General features: G+C 36.9%; 20 protein-coding genes, 2 tRNA genes and 2 pseudogenes (1 of these 24 running past the window's edge). All 24 read right to left on the bottom strand.

Going from position 1 to position 22708, the window contains the following annotated elements:
- Positions 1-1284 carry the 5' portion of a lysine--tRNA ligase gene (lysS, locus tag AC3WVZ_RS26570; protein ID WP_000369668.1) on the bottom strand. 216 nt of this gene lie to the left of the window's left edge, so only the first 1284 of its 1500 coding nucleotides appear in the window; it begins with the start codon at positions 1282-1284; the stop codon falls past the left edge of the window.
- A gap of 159 nt (positions 1285-1443) precedes the next feature.
- Complete coding sequence (dusB, locus tag AC3WVZ_RS26575) at positions 1444-2442, bottom strand: tRNA dihydrouridine synthase DusB (RefSeq protein WP_000912251.1); 999 nt, start codon at positions 2440-2442, stop codon at positions 1444-1446.
- Positions 2443-2465: 23 nt separating this feature from the next.
- The gene (locus AC3WVZ_RS26580) at positions 2466-2669 is read right to left on the bottom strand and encodes a helix-turn-helix domain-containing protein (RefSeq protein WP_000387031.1); all 204 of its coding nucleotides are present in this window, start codon (positions 2667-2669) and stop codon (positions 2466-2468) included.
- Positions 2621-3136 carry a 2-amino-4-hydroxy-6-hydroxymethyldihydropteridine diphosphokinase gene (folK, locus tag AC3WVZ_RS26585; RefSeq protein WP_001059450.1) on the bottom strand — a complete coding sequence of 172 codons (516 nt, stop codon included), beginning with the start codon at positions 3134-3136 and terminating at the stop codon, positions 2621-2623. The genes AC3WVZ_RS26580 and folK overlap by 49 nt, the downstream gene beginning before the upstream one ends.
- Entirely contained in the window at positions 3133-3495 is a 363-nt protein-coding gene (folB, locus tag AC3WVZ_RS26590) for a dihydroneopterin aldolase (protein ID WP_000358062.1), read from the bottom strand. The genes folK and folB overlap by 4 nt, the downstream gene beginning before the upstream one ends.
- A complete protein-coding gene (folP, locus tag AC3WVZ_RS26595; RefSeq protein WP_002183026.1) occupies positions 3496-4356 on the bottom strand; it encodes a dihydropteroate synthase in 861 nt (286 codons plus the stop codon). It lies immediately after the preceding gene.
- On the bottom strand, positions 4331-5203 hold the full coding sequence (pabC, locus tag AC3WVZ_RS26600) for an aminodeoxychorismate lyase (protein WP_000909884.1): 873 nt from the start codon (positions 5201-5203) through the stop codon (positions 4331-4333). The genes folP and pabC overlap by 26 nt, the downstream gene beginning before the upstream one ends.
- Positions 5197-5784, bottom strand: a complete 588-nt coding sequence (gene pabA / locus AC3WVZ_RS26605; RefSeq protein ID WP_000602293.1) for an aminodeoxychorismate/anthranilate synthase component II — start codon at positions 5782-5784, stop codon at positions 5197-5199. Before pabA ends, pabC begins: the two co-directional genes overlap by 7 nt.
- 5 nt (positions 5785-5789) lie before the next feature.
- On the bottom strand, positions 5790-7187 hold the full coding sequence (gene pabB / locus AC3WVZ_RS26610; RefSeq protein ID WP_001189726.1) for an aminodeoxychorismate synthase component I: 1398 nt from the start codon (positions 7185-7187) through the stop codon (positions 5790-5792).
- 222 nt (positions 7188-7409) lie between these two features.
- A complete protein-coding gene (gene cysK, locus AC3WVZ_RS26615) occupies positions 7410-8333 on the bottom strand; it encodes a cysteine synthase A (protein WP_233935654.1) in 924 nt (307 codons plus the stop codon).
- A 113-nt stretch (positions 8334-8446) separates the two neighbouring features.
- A complete protein-coding gene (gene hslO / locus AC3WVZ_RS26620) occupies positions 8447-9322 on the bottom strand; it encodes a redox-regulated molecular chaperone HslO (RefSeq protein WP_000656372.1) in 876 nt (291 codons plus the stop codon).
- Positions 9323-9328: 6 nt separating this feature from the next.
- Entirely contained in the window at positions 9329-10117 is a 789-nt protein-coding gene (locus AC3WVZ_RS26625; RefSeq protein ID WP_000578368.1) for a type III pantothenate kinase, read from the bottom strand.
- Between the two features lie 331 nt (positions 10118-10448).
- Positions 10449-11818 (bottom strand): annotated as a pseudogene (locus tag AC3WVZ_RS26630) (IS1182-like element ISBth7 family transposase); the annotation flags it as partial.
- A gap of 129 nt (positions 11819-11947) precedes the next feature.
- Positions 11948-13849 carry an ATP-dependent zinc metalloprotease FtsH gene (gene ftsH / locus AC3WVZ_RS26635; RefSeq protein ID WP_001079674.1) on the bottom strand — a complete coding sequence of 634 codons (1902 nt, stop codon included), beginning with the start codon at positions 13847-13849 and terminating at the stop codon, positions 11948-11950.
- Between the two features lie 85 nt (positions 13850-13934).
- On the bottom strand, positions 13935-14477 hold the full coding sequence (hpt, locus tag AC3WVZ_RS26640; protein ID WP_000981842.1) for a hypoxanthine phosphoribosyltransferase: 543 nt from the start codon (positions 14475-14477) through the stop codon (positions 13935-13937).
- Positions 14474-15904 carry a tRNA lysidine(34) synthetase TilS gene (tilS, locus tag AC3WVZ_RS26645; RefSeq protein ID WP_000655463.1) on the bottom strand — a complete coding sequence of 477 codons (1431 nt, stop codon included), beginning with the start codon at positions 15902-15904 and terminating at the stop codon, positions 14474-14476. The genes hpt and tilS overlap by 4 nt, the downstream gene beginning before the upstream one ends.
- Positions 15905-16192: 288 nt before the next feature.
- A pseudogene (locus AC3WVZ_RS26650) lies at positions 16193-17562 on the bottom strand (IS1182-like element ISBth7 family transposase); the annotation flags it as partial.
- 162 nt (positions 17563-17724) lie between these two features.
- The gene (spoIIE, locus tag AC3WVZ_RS26655; RefSeq protein WP_001123541.1) at positions 17725-20196 is read right to left on the bottom strand and encodes a stage II sporulation protein E; all 2472 of its coding nucleotides are present in this window, start codon (positions 20194-20196) and stop codon (positions 17725-17727) included.
- Between the two features lie 259 nt (positions 20197-20455).
- Positions 20456-20527, bottom strand: a tRNA-Glu gene (locus tag AC3WVZ_RS26660).
- Positions 20528-20540: 13 nt separating this feature from the next.
- Positions 20541-20614, bottom strand: a tRNA-Met gene (locus AC3WVZ_RS26665).
- A 159-nt stretch (positions 20615-20773) separates the two neighbouring features.
- Positions 20774-21259 carry a S1 domain-containing RNA-binding protein gene (locus AC3WVZ_RS26670; RefSeq protein ID WP_233935656.1) on the bottom strand — a complete coding sequence of 162 codons (486 nt, stop codon included), beginning with the start codon at positions 21257-21259 and terminating at the stop codon, positions 20774-20776.
- A gap of 87 nt (positions 21260-21346) precedes the next feature.
- Positions 21347-21706, bottom strand: coding sequence for a cell division protein DivIC (gene divIC, locus AC3WVZ_RS26675; RefSeq protein WP_001208739.1), 360 nt, complete (start codon positions 21704-21706; stop codon positions 21347-21349).
- Positions 21703-22356, bottom strand: coding sequence for a spore cortex biosynthesis protein YabQ (gene yabQ / locus AC3WVZ_RS26680; protein WP_000059772.1), 654 nt, complete (start codon positions 22354-22356; stop codon positions 21703-21705). The genes divIC and yabQ overlap by 4 nt, the downstream gene beginning before the upstream one ends.
- The gene (gene yabP, locus AC3WVZ_RS26685; RefSeq protein ID WP_001059104.1) at positions 22353-22661 is read right to left on the bottom strand and encodes a sporulation protein YabP; all 309 of its coding nucleotides are present in this window, start codon (positions 22659-22661) and stop codon (positions 22353-22355) included. Before yabP ends, yabQ begins: the two co-directional genes overlap by 4 nt.
- Between the last annotated feature and the right edge of the window lie 47 nt (positions 22662-22708).

Below are 22708 nucleotides of genomic sequence, written 5' to 3' on the forward strand. Positions count from 1 at the left end.
ATCGATTGGATCATTTAACTCAGTGAATGCATTTGCATGTTCACGTGCAACGATAAATAATTCGAAACGATCTGTAAATCTTGGATCTTCATCATTCTTTTTCGCAAGCGGTGAGATTTCTACCGGATGACCGTAAATAAATGTTGGTTGGATTAATTTATCTTCTACTTTTTGTTCGAAGAATTCATTTATAATATGACCAACTTCCATTGTATCTTTAATTTCTACATTATGTTCTTTTGCAAGCTCACGCGCTTCTTCTACACTCATCGGATTCCAGAAATCAGCTCCAGAGTATTGCTTAATCGCATCTACCATATGAAGACGTGTCCATTCTGGTTCTAGATTAATTTCATAATCACCATACTGGATTGTTGTTGTACCCAGTACTTTTTTCGCGATATGAGCAACCATATCTTCTGTTAACTTCATAATATCTTTATAATCAGCGTATGCTTCATATAATTCAATCATCGTAAACTCAGGGTTATGACGAGTTGATACACCCTCATTACGGAATACACGGCCGATCTCATATACTTTTTCCAAACCACCCACAATAAGACGCTTTAAATGTAGCTCAATTGCGATACGCATATATAATTCCATATCTAACGCATTATGATGTGTAGTGAAAGGACGCGCAGAAGCTCCACCTGCAATTGCATGCATCATAGGTGTTTCCACTTCAAGATAACCGTTGTCATCTAGGTATCTTCTCATCTCACGAATGATTTTACTACGAGTAACGAACGTTTCACGACTTTCCATACTTGTAATTAAGTCTAAGTAACGTTGACGGTATCGTTGTTCAACATCTTTTAATCCATGGTATTTATCTGGTAATGGACGAAGAGATTTCGTTAATAGCGTAAAGCCTGTTGCTTTTACTGAAAGTTCTCCAACATTTGTTTTGAACACTTTACCTTCAATACCTACTAAATCACCTAAATCTGCTGTTTTAAATAATTCGTACTCGTCATCTCCAACAGCATCTTTACGAACATAAATTTGAACTTGTCCATGTAAATCTTGAACGTGTGCAAATCCAGCTTTCCCTTTTCCGCGTTTTGTCATAATACGACCAGCGATAGAAACAGCGATTTCCTTCTCCTCTAATTCTTCCTTAGAGAACTCTCCATATAGACTCACTAAATCAGTTGTTGAATTTGTGCGTTCAAATCTTTTACCGAACGGGTCAATTCCTTGTTCACGTAAATTATGTAGCTTTTCACGACGAACAATCAATTGGTCGTTTAATTCTTCGTGGTTCATGTTATCCATGATATTGATATCACTCCAGCTCTATTTAATTTTACAATATATACAGTATAGCATTTTCTACTCAACTAGAAAAACTGCCAGCAACTAACTGGCAGCTCTTCTTTCTTTCACGTAATTATAGGAAGTGTATAGAAGAATGTCAATCTCCTATGTCCATTATTAACCAACGTAAATTGTTTGTTGTTTCGCTTCCACTTCTTCTACAAATGTACCTAACACATTCGCAAGGTCTTCCCGTGTGTTACAAGCATTAATACCATTACGTACACTCGCATTACCACGAACACCTTTTAAATACCAAGCTGCATGTTTTCTCATCTCTCTTACAGCGACACTTTCGTTCTTTAAGTCAATAAGACGATCTAGATGTAACATACATACATCAATTTTCTCGCGCACTGTTGGTTCCGGCATTAATTCACCTGTCTCCAAATACTTTACCGTACGATAAATCATCCACGGATCTCCAAGAGCCGCACGACCAATCATAACACCATCTACACCAATTTCATCAAGCATACGCTTTGCATCTTGCGGCGTTGCGACATCACCATTTCCGATAACCGGGATATTTACAGATTGTTTTACTTGTTTAATAATATCCCAATCCGCTTTTCCTTCATACATTTGCACTCGTGTACGTCCGTGAACCGCCACAGCTTGGCCACCAGCACGCTCAACAGCCCTAGCATTTTCTATTGCGAAAATATGTTCTTCATCCCAACCGATACGCATTTTAACTGTAACCGGCTTTTCTACAGCATCTACAACCGCTGCTACCATTTCATATATTTTATTCGGATCTAAAAGCCACCTTGCCCCCGCATCACATTTAACGATTTTCGGCACTGGACAACCCATATTAATATCAATTATGTCTGCTGTCGTATATTTATCTACATATTTCGCAGCATCTACAAGAGTTTCTTTCTCTCCACCAAAAATTTGTAAACTTAATGGCTTTTCTCTCTCGTCGATATATAACATATCTAATGTTCTTTTATTATTAAGTAATATTGCCTTATCACTTACCATTTCAGCACAAACTAAGCCGGCACCAAATTCTTTTACTGTTAAACGGAATGCAGAGTTACACACTCCCGCCATCGGTGCTAGTACAACCGGATTTTTCATCTCGATATTTGCAATCTTTAACAATCAACCTACTCCTTCCTGTACAATCACTTTGGCATTAATTCCTCTATCGAAACATTTAATGCCTTAGCAACTTCTACTACAAAATCTTGAGAAGGCGATCTATTCCCTCTCTCAACCTCACCTAAAACAGATACAGATACCCCTAGTTCTTTAGCAAAACCTTCTTGTGTATAGCCTTTTAGCTTTCGAAAAGCACGAATGCGTCTTCCCCATTTTTCTGCTTCCATACCGTTACTCCCTCTCGCCTTTTCATTTCTTCTACTTGTGAACGTGAAATATTTTGTTTTATGTCTTGATTAATCTCTAACAACGGAACGATAACAAAAGCTCTTTCAAACATCCGCGGATGCGGAACAATAAGATTCTCTGCTTCAATATTCTCTTGATTATAAAGTAAAATGTCAAGGTCGATAGTCCTCGGCCCCCACCTAATTTCCCTTTTTCTTCCTAGGTCATTTTCTACTTTTTGTGTTACTTTCAATAACTCTTGTGGTGATAAATTGGTAGAAATTTTTATAACTAAATTTAAAAAGCAACTTTGGTCAGTATAGCCAACTGGCTCAGTTTCATATACAGATGAAATATCATCAACCTGAATATAAGGATTTTTATTTAAAAACTGAATCGCTTCAGTTAGATACGTATAACGCTCTCCAATATTTGACCCTAATGCAATGTAAGCTATATTGTTCATGGACGTTCTCTCGTAATTTCTACTGCTACAGCACGATAATGACCCGGTATCGGTGGATCCGGCTTAATTACCTTAATTGTACAGCGTGAAATACTTTCATATTGTTTTAATATATCTGCAGCAATATTTTCAGCGATACTCTCCACAAGCTTATACTTTCTATCCTCAACAACTTTTCTACATAATTCGAAAAGCTCTCCATAATTGACCGAATGCTCTAAGTCATCACTTTCCCCTGCACGCTTTAAATCCAACTCCACCGTTAAGTCAACTTTAAATCTCTGACCTAATTTATTCTCCTCTGGGAACACACCATGATAACCATAAAACTCCATATCATGGATATAAATTTTATCCAATTACCTTACCCCCTTACCAATCATCGCATCCATCATTTTAGCCATACGCGCCATTTCTTTCACATCATGGACACGAACAAACTCACAGCCCTTTTCAATACCAAGACAAACGGTAGCTCCTGTCCCCTCAAGGCGTTCCTCCACTGGCAAATCTAATACGTGCCCAATAAAGGACTTTCTCGAAGTACCTAAGAGAACTGGATAACCTAGCACATTTAACTGTTCTAAATTACGCATCGCCTCTAAGTTCTGCTCAGGTGTTTTAGCAAAACCGATACCTGGATCTAAAATAATATTCTCATCTGGCACACCAGCATTTTTAGCAATTTTAATACTGTCATACAAATCAGCAATCATATCCGCCATTAAATTACGATAATTCATATTATCGCGGTTATGCATTAAAATGATGGGTACATCATAATGAGCTGCGACTTCAGCAATTTTTGGCTCCGCCTTCGCTCCCCAAATATCATTAATAATATGAGCACCAGCCTCAATTGCTTGCTTTGCAACTTCAGCTTTATATGTATCGATAGATATAGGCAATTTTACTTCTTTTGAAACTGCTTGAATTATCGGGACAACTCGCTTTATTTCTTCTTCTACTGATACTTTAGCAAAACCTGGGCGAGTAGATTCGCCACCAATATCAATAATATGAGCACCTTGACCTTGCATTTCTTTTGCGTGACGTACCGCAGCATCTACCTCGTTGTAACTCCCACCATCAGAAAACGAATCTGGTGTTACATTTAAAATCCCCATAATTAATGTTTTTTCATTTAAATTCAATGTATATTCGCCGCAGCGCAAATCATAATCCCACTTCAAACTACACATCTCCTCTTCGTAATTCATTTCTGCTCCATAATTTCTCTCTTTGCATTCCATAAAGGTACATTAAACTTTTTGTAACCACTCCTACTTTACCCGGGAAATCCTGCGCTTCTATACGATAAAGCGGAACAATTTCTTGAATGGAGTTTGTTACGAAGACTTCATCCGCTGAAAGTAGCTCATCTTTTGTAAAGAAACCTTCCTTTACTTCTATATTTAATTCTTCAGCACTCTTTATAATAAACGCACGAGTGATACCATTTAAAATCCCTGTCTCTAACGAAGGTGTATATAAAACATCACCTTTCACAAAAAATAGATTCGAAACAATGCCCTCTGCAACATAACCTGCTTCAGTGAGGAAAATACCTTCCTTACTCACAACATTTCCAATTTCACGCTTCCCTAAAATATTATTTAAATAGTGATGAGACTTCAGGCGAAATGTCCCTTCCGGTGTATTTCGCACTTGTTTTAGAATAACACCTTCTTTTTCCACTACATCCCCTGGAGCTGTTAAAGGTTTTATAAAAACAATAACAGAAGGCTCTTCATACATTTCCGTTTGTAATCCTATTTCATCTATACCCGCCGATACATTAAAACGTACATATGCATGCTTCAATTCATTCTTAGCGAGTAAATCTTTCAAAATAAGCATCACATCATTTTTTGTCATTGTCCATTTAATTTGCAATGTATCCAGCGCCTCTATTAAACGGTTATAATGATCATCCAATAAGAAAGGATGACCATTATAAATACGAAACGTTTCAAAAACTCCAAGACCATATAAATAACCATGATCATAAGGAGAAATTCTCGCTTCACTTGCTTCTACATACTGACCATTTACGTAAATTAACATAATGTCGCACTTGGACTGTATTTACGAATGAAATTCTGCAACAGCTCTTTCCCATGAGAAGTCATAATAGATTCTGGATGGAATTGCACACCCTCTATCGGTAATGTCTTATGACGAAGTGCCATAATTTCCCCTTCCTCTGTCCAAGATGTTACCTCTAAGCAATCGGGTAACGTCTCTTTCTTAACAATAAGGGAATGATAGCGCGTCGCAGTAAACGGATTAGGAATATCCGAAAAAATCGTCTTTCCATCATGATGCATAAGCGACGTTTTTCCATGCATTAATCGGTCTGCACGGACAACCTCTCCACCAAACACTTGTGCAATGGATTGATGCCCTAGACAAACACCAAAAATCGGAATCTTTCCAGCAAAGTATTTAATAACTTCCATACTAATCCCAGCTTCATTAGGACTACATGGGCCTGGAGAAATCATTAGAAAATCTGGTTTCATATTCTCAATATCTGAAATAGTCACTTCATCGTTACGTTTAACAACGAGCTCTTGTCCAAGTTCTCCAAGAAACTGCACTAAATTAAATGTAAAAGAATCATAATTATCAATCATTAATATCATTTCTCTCACCTAACCGTTTCTTCACTACGTTCTTTTGCACGCCATAAAGCAATCGCCTTTTTTAACGACTCTTTATATTCATTTTCCGGATTTGAATCAATTACAATTCCCGCCCCTGCTTGTACATGAGCTTTTCCATCTTTAGCAAGAAGTGTTCTAATTACAATATTCAATTCTGTATCTCCAGAATAACCAATCCAACCGATTGAACCTGTATAAATCCCTCTTCGAACAGGTTCTAATTCCTCAATAATTTCCATCGTACGTATTTTTGGGGCACCAGTAATTGTTCCCCCAGGGAATACAGCCTTCACTAAATCAAAAGCATCTTTATCTTCTTCCACCTCACCACGCACATTAGAAACAATATGCATAACATGTGAGTATTTCTCAATTACCATAAATTCATCTACTTCTACAGTGCCATATTTACAAACACGTCCTAAATCATTTCTTTCTAAATCCACAAGCATTACATGCTCTGCTCTTTCTTTTTCGTTCTCAATTAATTCTCTTGCTAATTCTTCATCCTCTTGCTCATCCGCGCCTCTAGATCTCGTTCCAGCAATTGGTCTTGTACTTACTTCAGTTCCTTGTTTCTTAATTAACAACTCTGGCGATCCACTAACGATTTGAAAATCCCCAAGCTCCAGGTAACCCATATATGGAGATGGATTAATTTCACGAAGACTTGTATAAATTTCTAGTGGGTGTGTCTGTAACGTTCTTTCTTGTCTCGTCGACAAGTTTACTTGGAACACATCACCCGCTCCAATATATTCTTGAATACATTCAACTGCCTTCATAAAGCCAGCTTCAGTAAAAGCAACTGCTTCACTTTTCTTTTCAGGACTTTCAAAGGGCACGGTCACTTCAGGCGCTTCTGTCATCCAAAGACTCTTCCACTCATTTAGCCGTTCTTTCGCCTCTTCATATTTATCTACATAATGCGTAATAACCCATAACACTTGTTCTTTTTGATCATAGACAAATACGTCATCAAATAATAAAAAGAAGATGTCAGGTATATCAATATCATCTTCCGCAAGAGAAGGCAGCTTTTCAATATAACGGATACAGTCATAACTGAAATAGCCAATTGCACCACCTTGAAAAGGCGGATACTCTGGGTTATAGTCCGTCTTCCATTGTTCCATATATTCTTGCATTAAATCTAACGGATTCCCTCGTTTTATTGTTTCCTTACCACTTTCACTTATATGTAACATTTCACCCTTCCCTCGGATTACCGCTACTGGGTTCAGCCCTACAATGTTATAACGACCGCCACGGCCGCTTTCTAACAAAATATGTTGCGATTTACCCTGAGAAAGAAATTTATATTGCTTAAAGAAATCTAACTGATATGGAATAGAAAGCGCTAAAGATTTTCTTCGTTGCATATCAACACCCCGTCTTCTTTTATCCCACCCTCTTAGATAAACCAGCTCAAACTACATAAGTTATTTATATAGAGATTGATTATACTCGAAGGCTAGTGAAAATAATTTAATTATACTACCTCTTATTTTACATGAAGTTTTCTAGTCATTCACTCTTTTCCTATTTCCAATCCCAAAAGAAAAAGCACCCTTTTTCAAGGATGCTTTTTCAATCGCGTTTAATTAGGATTCAAATTGATAAAGTGGTGTACTTAAATAACGTTCACCGTTACTCGGGATAATAACAAGTACCTTTTTCCCTTTACCTAACTTTTTCGCAACCTCTGTTGCTGCATAAATAACTGCGCCTGAAGAGATACCAACTAAAATACCTTCCTCTTTAGCCACTCTTCTCGCATATTCAAATGCTTGCTCTGTTTTCACTTGAATAATTTCATCATATACTTCTACATCCAACGTCTCCGGAACAAATCCCGCCCCAATTCCTTGGATTTTATGTGGACCTGGCTTCCCACCAGATAATACTGGTGAATCTGTAGGTTCTACTGCATAAATTTTAATATCTTTATACGCTTCCTTCAGTACTTCACCAGCACCAGTAATCGTTCCACCTGTACCAATACCTGCAATAAACGCATCTAATTGGTCGCCCATTTGTTCAATAATTTCTGGACCTGTTGTTAAACGGTGAATTTCTGGATTCGATTGGTTTTTGAACTGTTGTGGTATAAAGTAGCCATGTTCTTTTGCTAATTCAGTCGCTTTACGAATTGCTCCACCCATTCCTTCAGGCCCTGGAGTCAATACTAATTCCGCACCGTAAGCACGTAATAAATTACGACGCTCAATACTCATTGTTTCTGGCATTACTAAGATTGCATTATATCCTTTAGCAGCCGCTACCATCGCTAAACCAATTCCTGTGTTACCACTTGTCGGCTCAATGATTGTATCGCCCTCTTTTAATAATCCCTTTTTTTCAGCATCTTCAATCATAGCTAATGCGATACGATCTTTAACACTACTCCCCGGATTCATAAATTCTAATTTTAAGTATATATCTGCGCTGTCTGATTCTACGATGCGGTTCAACTTAACGATCGGCGTTTTCCCGATTAATTCTGAAACTGATTGTGCCACTCGCATTCCTGTCACTCCTAACACCGAGTATTTTTATTGGTTTTATCTATATTTAGATTTTGTCAGAAAATTCCCTGTTTGTCAATTCATTTGGAGGATTGCTCCTCTTAATTCCCTTATTACAAATTCTCGATTAAATTTGTAATATCTTCTTTAGAGAACTTGTATCGTTCATTACAGAAATGACAGTGAACTTCTGTCTCTTCCTCTTCTTCACGAACTTGCTCTAACTCTGTTTTACCTAAACTAATTAATACACTCTCAATACGCTCGCGTGAGCATGTGCAATTAAATTGAACATCCATTGTTTCTAATACTTTTACTTTATCTTCTCCAAGAACTGCATATAGTAGCTCTTCCGGGGAAAGACCTTGTTCAATCAACGTTGATACAGGTGGAATCTTTTGTAAACGGTCTTCAATAAATGAAATCGTTTCATCTTGCGCACCCGGCATAATTTGAAGGATGAATCCACCTGCCGCTAATATGCTATCATCTCCATTTACAAGAACACCAACACCTACGGAAGAAGGCGTTTGTTCAGAAACTGCAAAATAATACGTAAAGTCTTCTCCTAATTCTCCTGAAACGATTGGAGATTGACCAATAAACGGCTCACGCATTCCAATATCTTTAATTACAGTTACAAACCCCTCTGTACCTACTGCTTGATATACACGTAACTTCCCTTGTTCTGTTCCTTCAAAATCAACATGCGGATTCGTTACATAACCACGTACATCTCCATTTGCATGAGCATCTACTAAGATAGGGCCAATTGGACCATTACCTTCTACCTTAATCGTTAACTTTTGCTCACCCTTTAACATTGCGCCCATCATTGTACCCGCAGTCAAAGAACGCCCTAGTGCCGCTGAAGCTGTTCTCCATGTATCATGACGTCTTTGCGCCTCACTTACTGTATTTGTTGTACGCACACTATACGCACGCACTTCTCCATCAAATGCTAACGCTTTTACTAAATAATCTTTCATACGTATTTATTCACCTTTCTCATGCTGTAAATTTGCATTACGTTCATATAACATATACAAACCTTTTAACGTTAAAAACGGATCTACAATATCAATTACATTCGATTCTTCGGAAATTAATTTTGCCAATCCACCTGTTGCAATAACTTTAGGTTCTTGTCTAGCTTCTTCTTTCATACGCTTAACAATACCTTCCACTTGTCCAACATAACCATAAAGAATACCAGATTGCATCGCACTTACTGTATTTTTCCCAACAACACTGCTTGGTTTTGTAATTTCGATACGAGGAAGTTTTGCTGCTCTGCTATATAAAGCCTCTGCTGAAATCATAATTCCTGGCGTAATAACTCCACCCATATAATGTTTTTCTTCGTTAATATAACAATATGTAGTAGCCGTACCAAAATCAACAATAATGAGCGGACTTCCATATAAGTGGATTCCTGCTACTGCATTTACAATTCGGTCTGCGCCTACTTCACGCGGATTTTCATATTTAATATTTAGTCCTGTTTTTATCCCAGGCCCTACTACAAGCGGTTTAATTTTAAAATATTTTTCACACATGCGCTCTAAAGCAAACATAATTGGTGGTACGACTGAAGACACAATAATACCTTTCACATCTTCAAACGAAAGACCCTCATGCTCAAGCAATTGCTTTACAAGCATTCCATATTCATCTTCTGTCTTATGACGATCTGTTTCCATGCGCCAATGCTGACGAAGTTCCCCCTCTTCAAACACACCTAGTACAGCATTTGTGTTCCCTACATCCAATACAAAAATCATATTCTCACCACTTATCTTATTTAATCTATATTTGTGCAGTATGTATAAAACTTATAAAAACATCATATCACACATACTTATATAATCAGCTTTCCTATCCTCATCATTTTACAAAAAGATTGCTCTCTATTTCAATTTTTAATACTAGTTTTACTTAAATTACTTTATCCACTAAGTTCTCAATAGTAATTAACAAAGATTTTAACAAACAAAAAAGGAGTGACGATAGTCACTCCTTCCAGAGTGTTGGGAAACCCTTTAGGGTTCCCAACACTCTGGAATCTTTTTTGATTTTAGCGAATAAAAACAACATAAAATAATAGAATTTTAAAAAATAGCCCTCCACCTGACCCTTTTTGGTCAGGTGGAGGGCTATTTTTTTCATGTTTTGACAAGCTGCGGTGAGATAAGCTTGCATTTGGACAGACTTCAGCCCTCGAAACCGGGCATAGCGGTAGCCATGTAGTTCTTTGGCGTCTGCAAAGCTTCGCTCTATAGTGGAACAGCGTACTTTATACAACCTTTTCCCTGTAGCTGTTAGCTTGTTTTTTCTAGCAATATCCTTATATTTCTCCCACACATGATGAGTGATAACTTTTTGTTTTTGTTTCTTTGAAAAGCACACCTCACGTAACGGACAAACAGCGCAGTCTTCTGGATTCGATTTGTATTGACGGTATCCTTCACGATCAGTTGTTACATATTCTAGAATACATCCCATCGGACAAGCGAAAACATTCATTTCTTCTACATATTTAAATTGGCTTTTCGGTACTTCTTTATTCCGTTTTCCAAATCGGCGATACCCCATCACCATAAATATATTCCGTTCTGATAGTTTCTTACAGATATATCCTGTAAAATAGCCAGCATCAAGGGCAACAGCTTCTACTTTGAAGTCGAATTTATCAATCTGAGCTTGGAGGCGTGCTAAATACGGCTCGGAATCTGCCATATTTCCAGCCGTTACATAGGTATCTGTAATAATATTGTACTTCGCATCAGTCGTACGATGATCCAAGAAATGAAAACCATTTGGTTTTCCATCTCTCATTAAAAATCCACTATCTGGATCCGTTGTACTTATACGAGTTTTTTTGGTAGGGGTATCACTTTCCTTTCTAGGTTTTAATTCTTTTTTCCATGTACCTCACGATCTTCGATTACCGCAGCTTCTAGCTCGTCTATATAAAACTTTGCTTTTTCTTTTTTATATTTATGTACAAATTTATTTTTATTGGCATTGGCCTTAATATGTGTAGAATCTGTCATCAGTGCACGTCCTCCTACCATCCGGTGCTCCGTCGCTTGTCTCACAATCTCATCAAAAATTTCTTCGAAAATATTTGTATGAATAAAACGAGTACGACGATTCCAACTGATTGTAGAGTGATCCGGAATAGTATCCGATAGAGAAAACCCTAAAAACCAACGGTAGGCAATATTCGTTTTAATTTCCTTTTCCAATTGACGCTCAGAACGAATACCGTAAAAATATCCAATAAACATCATCTTAAATAAAACAATAGGATGAATGGACGGGCGTCCATTGTTTTCACAGTAATAAGGGCGTAACTTCTCTTCAATAAAATCAAAACTAATTGTCGCTTCAATTGCACGAAGGAAATGATCTTGTGGAACCAACTCTTCTACAGAAACAGATACACGCTCATCACGATGATTTTTTAAAGCACCCATCATAAAAAATCTCTCCTTTTCCTCTTTTTTATCAGTGTTGACACATAAAAAGAGGTTCAGACACAAAAACAGGCTGTGGAGAAGACTTTCTCCACAGCCTGAAAGGAGTGACGATAGTCACTCCTTCACTTCTTACTTATCTTCTTTATCTTCATCGTCTTTCTTCATGTTGATGTTTACTTTCACATCATCTGAAGATGTTGGACGTTCTGGCAATCTGCCGTAATCACATAAATGATTGATTTGCTCTGCATCTAACGTTTCTACTTCAAGTAACGTTTGTGCGATAATATCTAGTTTATCACGGTTTTCAGTAAGAATTTGTTTTGCACGAGCATAACATTCTTTCATAATTGATTGCATTTCCATATCGATTTCATGTGCAATCGCATCACTATAGTTTTGTTCTGAGTGGAAGTCTCTTCCTAAGAACACTTGACCACCTTGCGAGCTACCAAATTGCATCGGTCCAAGTTTGTCACTCATACCAAATTCCGTAACCATACGTCTTGCAATACCAGTCGCACGTTGGAAGTCATTATGAGCACCTGTACTCACTTCACCAAATACAATCTCCTCAGCTACTCGGCCACCAAGTAAACCAGTGATTTTATCAAGTAACTCTGGTTTCGTCATGAAGTAACGATCTTCTTTCGGAAGCATTACCGCATATCCACCAGCCTGACCACGAGGGACAATTGTTACTTTATGAACGACATCTGCTTCATCAAGAACAACACCAATTACAGTATGACCTGCTTCATGGAAAGCAACGATATTACGTTCTTTTTCAGAGATAACACGACTTTTCTTAGCTGGACCTGCAATAACACGATCCGTCGCTTCATCGATATCACTCATATCAATTTTCTTCTTATCTTGACGTGCAGCTACTAAAGCAGCTTCGTTTAATAAGTTTTCAAGATCCGCACCAGAGAATCCTGGTGTACGAGTCGCAATTGCTCTTAAATTAATATGCTCATCAAGTGGTTTATTACGCGCATGTACTTTCAGTACAGCTTCACGGCCATTTACATCTGGACGATCTACTGTAATTTGACGGTCAAAACGACCTGGACGTAATAACGCTGGGTCAAGAATGTCTGGACGGTTTGTCGCAGCAACGATAATAATACCTTCGTTTGCACCGAATCCATCCATTTCAACAAGTAATTGGTTCAATGTTTGCTCACGCTCATCATGACCACCACCAAGACCTGCGCCACGTTGACGACCTACTGCATCAATTTCATCAATGAAAATGATACAAGGAGCATTTTTCTTTGCATTTTCAAATAAATCACGTACACGTGATGCACCGACACCGACAAACATCTCTACGAAGTCAGAACCACTGATAGAGAAGAATGGAACGCCAGCCTCACCTGCAACAGCACGTGCTAATAAAGTTTTACCTGTACCTGGAGGTCCAACTAATAGGACACCCTTTGGAATACGAGCACCAACTTCAGAGAACTTACGAGGGTCTTTCAAGAATTCAACTACCTCAACAAGTTCTTGTTTCTCTTCATCCGCACCAGCAACATCTCTGAAACGAACTTTTTTCTTTTCATCATTATATAACTTCGCCTTACTTTTCCCGAAGTTCATAACACGGCTACCGCCGCCTTGAGCTTGGTTTAATAAGAAGAAGAATAAAATGAAGATGATGACAAATGGAATGATTGAAGTAAAGAATGTTACCCAAGCACTTGTTTCTTCTGCTGGTTGATACTTAACTTCAGCACCTTTCGCTTTATCATTAATTTTCTTTTGTAATTCCTCAGTATTTGGTGCATAAGTAACAAATTGTTCTCCTTGGCTAGAGTTATTAAATTGTCCTTTTACCTCAAATACACCATTTTTCGGTTGAAGTTGCACATTACGCACTTCACCGCTTTCTAGTTTAGTAATGAATTTGTCGTAGCTAACTGATGTCGTTTTTTGTGTCGAACCATTAAAATAGCTCACGATTCCAATTACTACTAAGAATATCAGTAAATAAAAGATGGTATTACGGAAGATACGATTCATTCCTAACCTCCTCTCACGGCATAAACACTATAGTAAATCGTAACATAGAAAAACTTTCCTATACAATTGTGAAGCCTATATTTAATTAATTTGAGTAAACGCTTGGTTTTAATACGCCTACATAAGGAAGATTACGGTATTGCTCTTTATAATCTAATCCATATCCTACTACAAATTCATGTGGAACAGTAAATCCAACATAATCCGCTTTCAGATCAACCTTACGGCCTGTTGGCTTATCTAATAATGTAACAATTTTTACAGACTTCGCTTTACGATATTTGAATAAGTCTACTAAGTAGCTTAGTGTAAGACCACTATCAATAATATCTTCGACGATTAAAATATCGCGACCTTCTACAGAAGTATCAAGATCTTTTAAAATTTTCACTTCGCCTGTTGAAACTGTAGAGTGACCGTAACTAGATACAGCCATAAAATCCATTTCAAGATATGTATCTGTTCTCTTTAATAAATCTGCCATGAATGGCATTGCGCCTTTTAATACACCAATTGCAAGAGGTACTGTGTTTTTATAATCCTCTGCAATAATTGCACCTAGTTCGCGCACCTTTTCTTGTATTTGCTCTTCAGAAATTAATACTTTTTCGATATCTTGATTCATCATTTCATTATCCTCCCGGAAGACTCCTTGCTTTTGTAGTGAATAATCATATATTTATCCTTCTTTGCCATCTCTTTCGAAATTGCAAATGCAGATCGTTTCAACAAGGGTACCCAAATAATAGTCCCACTTGCATCACAAACGACCGGCCATTCTTCTCTTTTTTCTTTCGGTACTTTCGCTTCGATAAAAATAGCTTTTATCTTTTTCGTGCCATTCATACCTTGTATTGACATGCGATCTCCATTTTCTCTAGAACGAATACGAAGTGGATATGATATATCATTATACTTAGCAACAAATACTGTTTCATTCATGTTACTTGGTATATCTTCGCTCACCTCTGTTACAAATTCATCCCCGTTCAATAGCGTAATGGTCCCGGGTACTAATAAATCTTGTGAAAAAGGAGAGACAATTTCTTGTTTAAATCTAAAGCTACACTCCTCGTATGAACGAACAATTTTCAAATCACCCGGAAAATCAAGTGAACCTGAAGGTTGTGTCCGCTTAAAAAACTCAATCAACTTGTCAATATGTATAGAAGAAAGAGAAGATGGAATCTTATATTCATAAAGATAGTTTAATATTAGTTGAATCCCTCTTCTTTGTAAAGGCATAGACATGGATTCAAAGGCAGGAATTGATAAGCTAATTTGTTTATCACTTTTTTTTGTAATTACTTTATTCATTTTCTCAAAAGCTAATTCCTGCAAATAAGCCTCATCCTCTTGCATCTGCACGCTAAATTTTTGGAATTTCTCATGCATTTGTGGATTTTCTTCTTTCAAATGAGGAAGGACATATTTACGTAATCGATTCCTTGTATATACTTCCTTTTTATTACTCGGATCTATACGTGGCATTAAATTTAGCTTATTACAGTAATCAACAATTTCTTCCTTCGTTACGCCAAGTAACGGCCTAATTAAATATCCATTATGAAAAGGACGCTTCACTGCAATTCCTGCATATCCTTTCGGAGTACTCCCTCTTACAAGACGCATTAAAATTGTCTCGACTTGATCATCTCCATGATGTCCAAGAGCAACATATCTCGCATCATATTTCTTCATTATTCTTTCCAAAAATGCATATCTGCATTCTCTCGCAGCAACCTGTGCATTCATTCCGTATTGCTGTTGATATTGTGATACATTAATCCTTATCGTTTCACAAATAATTCCCAGTTCTTCACAAAGGCCCTGCACAAACTGTAAATCCTCATAAGATTCATCACCTCTAAACATATGATCCACATGAGCAACTACAATTTCCAACTGTTTTTCCGCTCTTTTTTCTAATAAATAATATAAAAGCGCTAACGAGTCAGGACCACCAGAAACTCCCACAACAATTGTTGAATCATTCTTTAATACATCATGCTGCTTTACAAAGTCATCTACTTTTTCAACAAATGTATCTTTCAACTTCGCAATCACCTTTCATTAAACAAGAACAGCAACCTTAGTCACCTTGTCTACAATGGTACAACTTTTACAAACATTGTGCAAAAAAAAGATATACAAAAATTACATTTTTATCTTACATCCTCCGTGTATATTCACAAAATTAATAACATTACCTTTTCCCACAAAAAAACCTAGGTATTCACCTAGGTTTTTACAGAGTGTTGGGAAACCCTTTAGGGTTCCCAACACTCTGGAATCTTTTTTGATTTTAGCGAATAAAAACAACATAAAATAATAGAATTTTAAAAAATAGCCCTCCACCTGACCCTTTTTGGTCAGGTGGAGGGCTATTTTTTTCATGTTTTGACAAGCTGCGGTGAGATAAGCTTGCATTTGGACAGACTTCAGCCCTCGAAACCGGGCATAGCGGTAGCCATGTAGTTCTTTGGCGTCTGCAAAGCTTCGCTCTATAGTGGAACAGCGTACTTTATACAACCTTTTCCCTGTAGCTGTTAGCTTGTTTTTTCTAGCAATATCCTTATATTTCTCCCACACATGATGAGTGATAACTTTTTGTTTTTGTTTCTTTGAAAAGCACACCTCACGTAACGGACAAACAGCGCAGTCTTCTGGATTCGATTTGTATTGACGGTATCCTTCACGATCAGTTGTTACATATTCTAGAATACATCCCATCGGACAAGCGAAAACATTCATTTCTTCTACATATTTAAATTGGCTTTTCGGTACTTCTTTATTCCGTTTTCCAAATCGGCGATACCCCATCACCATAAATATATTCCGTTCTGATAGTTTCTTACAGATATATCCTGTAAAATAGCCAGCATCAAGGGCAACAGCTTCTACTTTGAAGTCGAATTTATCAATCTGAGCTTGGAGGCGTGCTAAATACGGCTCGGAATCTGCCATATTTCCAGCCGTTACATAGGTATCTGTAATAATATTGTACTTCGCATCAGTCGTACGATGATCCAAGAAATGAAAACCATTTGGTTTTCCATCTCTCATTAAAAATCCACTATCTGGATCCGTTGTACTTATACGAGTTTTTTTGGTAGGGGTATCACTTTCCTTTCTAGGTTTTAATTCTTTTTTCCATGTACCTCACGATCTTCGATTACCGCAGCTTCTAGCTCGTCTATATAAAACTTTGCTTTTTCTTTTTTATATTTATGTACAAATTTATTTTTATTGGCATTGGCCTTAATATGTGTAGAATCTGTCATCAGTGCACGTCCTCCTACCATCCGGTGCTCCGTCGCTTGTCTCACAATCTCATCAAAAATTTCTTCGAAAATATTTGTATGAATAAAACGAGTACGACGATTCCAACTGATTGTAGAGTGATCCGGAATAGTATCCGATAGAGAAAACCCTAAAAACCAACGGTAGGCAATATTCGTTTTAATTTCCTTTTCCAATTGACGCTCAGAACGAATACCGTAAAAATATCCAATAAACATCATCTTAAATAAAACAATAGGATGAATGGACGGGCGTCCATTGTTTTCACAGTAATAAGGGCGTAACTTCTCTTCAATAAAATCAAAACTAATTGTCGCTTCAATTGCACGAAGGAAATGATCTTGTGGAACCAACTCTTCTACAGAAACAGATACACGCTCATCACGATGATTTTTTAAAGCACCCATCATAAAAAATCTCTCCTTTTCCTCTTTTTTATCAGTGTTGACACATAAAAAGAGGTTCAGACACAAAAACAGGCTGTGGAGAAGACTTTCTCCACAGCCTGAAAAAACCTAGGTATTCACCTAGGTTTTTAAAATCAAATTATAGATAAACATTCCACTTATATTTTACTGCGCCTGCATTCCTACAATCGGAATCGTAGCCCACTTCGGCATATTTTTCTTCACTTTTGCCACTACAATAGTCATATCATCATTTATATAACCATCACAAGAGCGAATCACTTCTTCCATAATGATATCAGCAATTTCTTGCGGGTCTTCGGTTTGCAATTCTTTAATTTTTCGTTTCATCCACAATTCATGATTCTCCACATGCTGTGCTCCTTCAAAAATCCCATCACTCATCATAATAAGAATATCGCCCGTTTTTAATTGTTCACCCACCACATCAACTTCAACATCTTCGATGATTCCCATCGGCAAATTACTTGCTTCAATTTTCAAAATATTATTTGCGCGTTTAACAAAACTCGGCGTTGATCCAATCTTTAAAAACCTTGCACTCGCATCCCGCAAATCTACCATAGCTAAATCTAATGTCGTAAACATTTCTTCTGTCGTTCTCAAAGAAAGAATTGAATTGATAGACTTAATTGCTATTTCTTCATCAATGCCTGATTGGAGTATTTTTTGTAATAATTTCACCGTTTCCTTACTTTCCATATGAGCTCTTTGTCCATTACCCATACCATCACTAATCGCAAGTGCATATTTACCAACACTTAAATCCATCATCGCATAAGAGTCACCCGAAACAAATCCACCGCCTTTTGCAGCTGTAGCCAATCCTGTATCAAGAGAATACGTCTTCGCCGAACCAAATGATATTAAACTATGGCCATTTGGATAAGAAGACTTTTCTTCATGTTTAACGACAATATTTTCTTTAAGGATATCTGAAAGCATCGGTGCAACTAACTTTTCACACTCACCATGTTCATTAGATGCAACTGGAATTAACATTTCAATATCAATACTTCCTCTATCTAAACAATAAATATCAACATGCTCTACTTCGACACCAAAATCTCGGAACGCTTGCATAATCTGTTCTTCCTGCACTTGATGATTTTCACGCTCTCGTTGTATCTCCTTAGCAAAATCCTCCATAACCTTTGATACACCTAATAGTTGCTCCGCTACTATTCTACGATTTTCCTTCATTTGTTTTCGTAATTTTTGTCCCTCATAGAAGTGATCTAATTCACCGGCTACTAAATCCGTCACTTTTTTCCCTCTCACACAATGCTTGTCCCACTCACGAACTAATTTACGATTATGCTGCAGGGTTCCTTCTTCCGTTTCATTCATTATTTGTTTCATATAATCGTACGTTTTATCAAAATTCACTACCCAGCATTGATCCTTTTTAAAGCATGTTTGACATGTTTTCGCAGTAATTGTACTCAAAAACAAATCTGCTTCTGTCTCTTTATCTTCTTCCTCTACATACCCATATACAGAAAAGCTATTAGATAAAGCAGCAAATACATTTGCAAATTGGTTGATTTTATTTGCTGTAACATCACGCATCCTTCTTAAATATTGTTGTTGATCTTGCGAATGCTCTTGTGTACCTGGCATAAATTTAGCAATACGATCCAAAACAAGCTTCGGTGTTAATAAGAAGATAACAATCGCTACACCTGACTCAATTAAAGTTGTTACAATATTTGTCTGTTTGTCTACATATAATGTAATTAAGCTTGTCCCAATTAATAAACCTAAACTAACACCTAAACGCTTTCCTTCTTTTAACAATCCACCAAGCAATCCAGAAAAAGCAAGAAGGCTAAGCTGAGACAAGCTAGACACATTTGCTAAACTTAATATTAGTCCTGTTACAACCCCCACTGTAGACCCTGTGGCAGCACCCGCAATAAATGCAAATACTAGCACTAAATACCTTGTAAAAATATGTTGAATAGAAGCATCATATACAAACCAATCTGTTGTACCCGTTAAAACAGATGCTAGTAATATAATCAAACAAACAATTTCTTCCGTCTCTAATGCCTGTTGTTTTCCTTTCCTTTCCACTAAAAGTGGGACACTTTGTAAAAATATCATAGTTAATACAAAACTAAGCCCAGCCTCAATGGTACTAACGAGTAAATCGTACATGGTGACAGTTTGTTGTGCAAAATATACAACAACTAAGTGTGCGGTTAATGCGGAGATAAATACTTGAAATGGAACAAGTCCAACAGTTTTACGTGTAAATCGACTAAAGAAGATATTATAAATGAAGAAGGTAAAGATAGATGCAAAGGTAAAAAACAAATTATCTATCGATACTGAAAGAGCTCCTCCCATTAGAGCTAAAAATGCTAGCGGCATCTTATCCCGCTTCATAACATAAACAGCAGCAAAAAATGGCAGTGCAAACGGTAAAATATTTGTTAATATATATGCTCGTCCCAAAAGAAAACCAATAACAACAATAATAAATCCCCATCTAAAGAAAACTTGCTCAAATTTCATTCGCAACTTACTCGTCCACTTTATTCCATCAAGCTGACTCTCATTCATTGCCAATGCACTTGTATTCATAGTATTCCTTCCTGCTTTAGGCATATTTTTAACACCACCTGCATAGTTTAATTACTGTCATTATAAAAGATGATTGTTGGTTTTTTTGTCAAAACAACAGTTTTCACTTTTATAATCGTTCGACTTTTTATTCGAAATAACTCTACAGATATACAGGGTATGTAAGTTATTTTCGAAATTTTAATTAAACATTCAGAAAATATAGGGTGATTTTGTAGAAGTGTTGTATATCTTAATTTATTTAACAAAAAAAGATCATGCAAATTTGCATGATCTTTTTAGATGACCCGTACGGGATTCGAACCCGTGTTACCGCCGTGAAAGGGCGGTGTCTTAACCACTTGACCAACGGGCCGTTAAATTAAATATAGCGGCGGAGGGGATCGAACCCCCGACCTCACGGGTATGAACCGTACGCTCTAGCCAGCTGAGCTACACCGCCATGTCGTCTTATTTAACGGACAATTAGTATCTTACATCAGATACTAATTAAAGTCAACACATCTCAAAAACTTTTTTGAAAATATTTTTTACATATAAAAAAGCACCCTGAGACATTACTCTGGGTACCTCTCTATATGTTAAAAACTAAACGTCCTTATTATCCGCGACGCGCGCCACGGCCACCACGTTTAGACTCTGTGTTACGCTTTAAAGAAGTTAAACGATCTTCGCTATCTTTTAAGAAGCGTGCCATCTTTTGCTCAAATGTTTCTTTCGGAGCTCGGTCGTTACCGCCACCGCGATTATCTCTGTTGAAAGAGCGATTATTACGTTGTGGACGTCCAGAACGTTGTTGATCACCACCGCGTTGGTATTCACCACGTGGACAATCTCCTTCTGTTTTTTCACGTTCTTTCGCTTTTTTGATAGATAAACCAATCTTTCCATCTTTTTCAACATTAATAACTTTTACTTCTACTTGGTCGCCCACTTTTAAGTGATCGTTAATATCTTTTACATAGTTATCAGCAACTTCACTAATATGAACAAGACCCGTTAAGCCCTCTGGCAGCTCCACAAAAGCCCCAAAATTTGTAATACCTGTTACTTTACCCTGTAACTTGCTGCCTACCTCGATTGACATAAAAAAAATGCTCCTCCTTAGTGGTTAAAAAGTCAAATTTTACTTTATTATATATAATCCTAAAATATAGTGTCAATAAGACATACTCTACTTAGAAACAGGAAAAATTATCTCCCCTTTACCAGAGAAGAAATAATCCCTTCTAGCAATCTTTAATACGTACTCTTCATCATTTAACTTTTGAACTTCGTCTTTTAGACTTTTTTCTTTATTCGTTAATGAATCCAGTTCTTTTTTCATGTCCTTAACTTTTGCTTCTTTTGCTTTAATGGAACTGTTTTGTTGATAAAACGTTACACTAATACTCGCAATAATTGTAAAAGTAAAGACAAGAAAAACCGCTAAACGGCGATAAAGTCGCTTCCTGTTCTCATCCGTTTGTATTATATGCTCTTTAACAGGATTTGGACTCTGTTTTTCGATTGTTCTTTGTCTCAGTTCCCTCATTTCCGAGGTCCCCCTAACTTCTTTTTTATATGCTCCCATAGTTGGAAGATATGTCCCTTCAATTTTGCTATATATTGCAGGAACCCTATATGTTTCACTATAAAAAGTTTAACACGATTAGGGAGAAGTTTCCATATGAGCGAAGCAATAAATCGAACAGGCCAGAAAAAAACTTTCCATATGAAAAGTAATATCCAAATCACCATTTTCCATAACACATGTCCAATTGAAAGCAGTATACGAAATAAGAATAATATAAATGCAATAAATAGCTGCGCTATAATAATAACAGGTTTTATCATGAGTAGCTGTATAATTCGAACAAAAAAATATGTTGTTTGCATAAAAATATAGATGAGAAAATTTAACAGCTTCATGTATAGTGCCTTCAATAAGCTTTGATATGCCGCAAAACCACATAATAATGCCAAAAACACATATATACGTAGCTCAGCTTCATTTACGAGAAGCAATACATAAAAGACGAATAATGCTTGGACAATCCAAAATAATATATCATGTATAAATACAAGCCAACGTTTACGTTCTTGGCGCTTTAAAAAACGTTGATATGTATCTAAAGACGCTCCAATCCAAGCACCCATCCCAATCATTGAAAGCATTGTATACAACTGAATTGTTAAGCTCATTTAAACAACTTACTAAAGAAACCTTTAGTTTTTTCCCCTTGATTTTCATCAATATACAGCATCTCATTAACTTTCCCTTTAATCGACACAATACCTTTTTCCACATCTAAATTTTTCATTTGTAAATTTTGACCACGAATCGTTAAAAAACCCATTACGGTCTCTAGTAAAAACTCTTCGCTATCAAAACTCTCTACCTGCTTCACACCGGTAATATCGATTATACGCCTGCCACGCATAATAATGTCATGCTCTACAGAAACATTTTGTTGATTAGAAGACGTAGGTGAGTAACCATTATTCACGTAAATCCCCCCATAGGTTTTTACTAGCTAATAGTAATGTATGAGGG

Source organism: Bacillus sp. CPT56D-587-MTF (assembly GCF_058792335.1).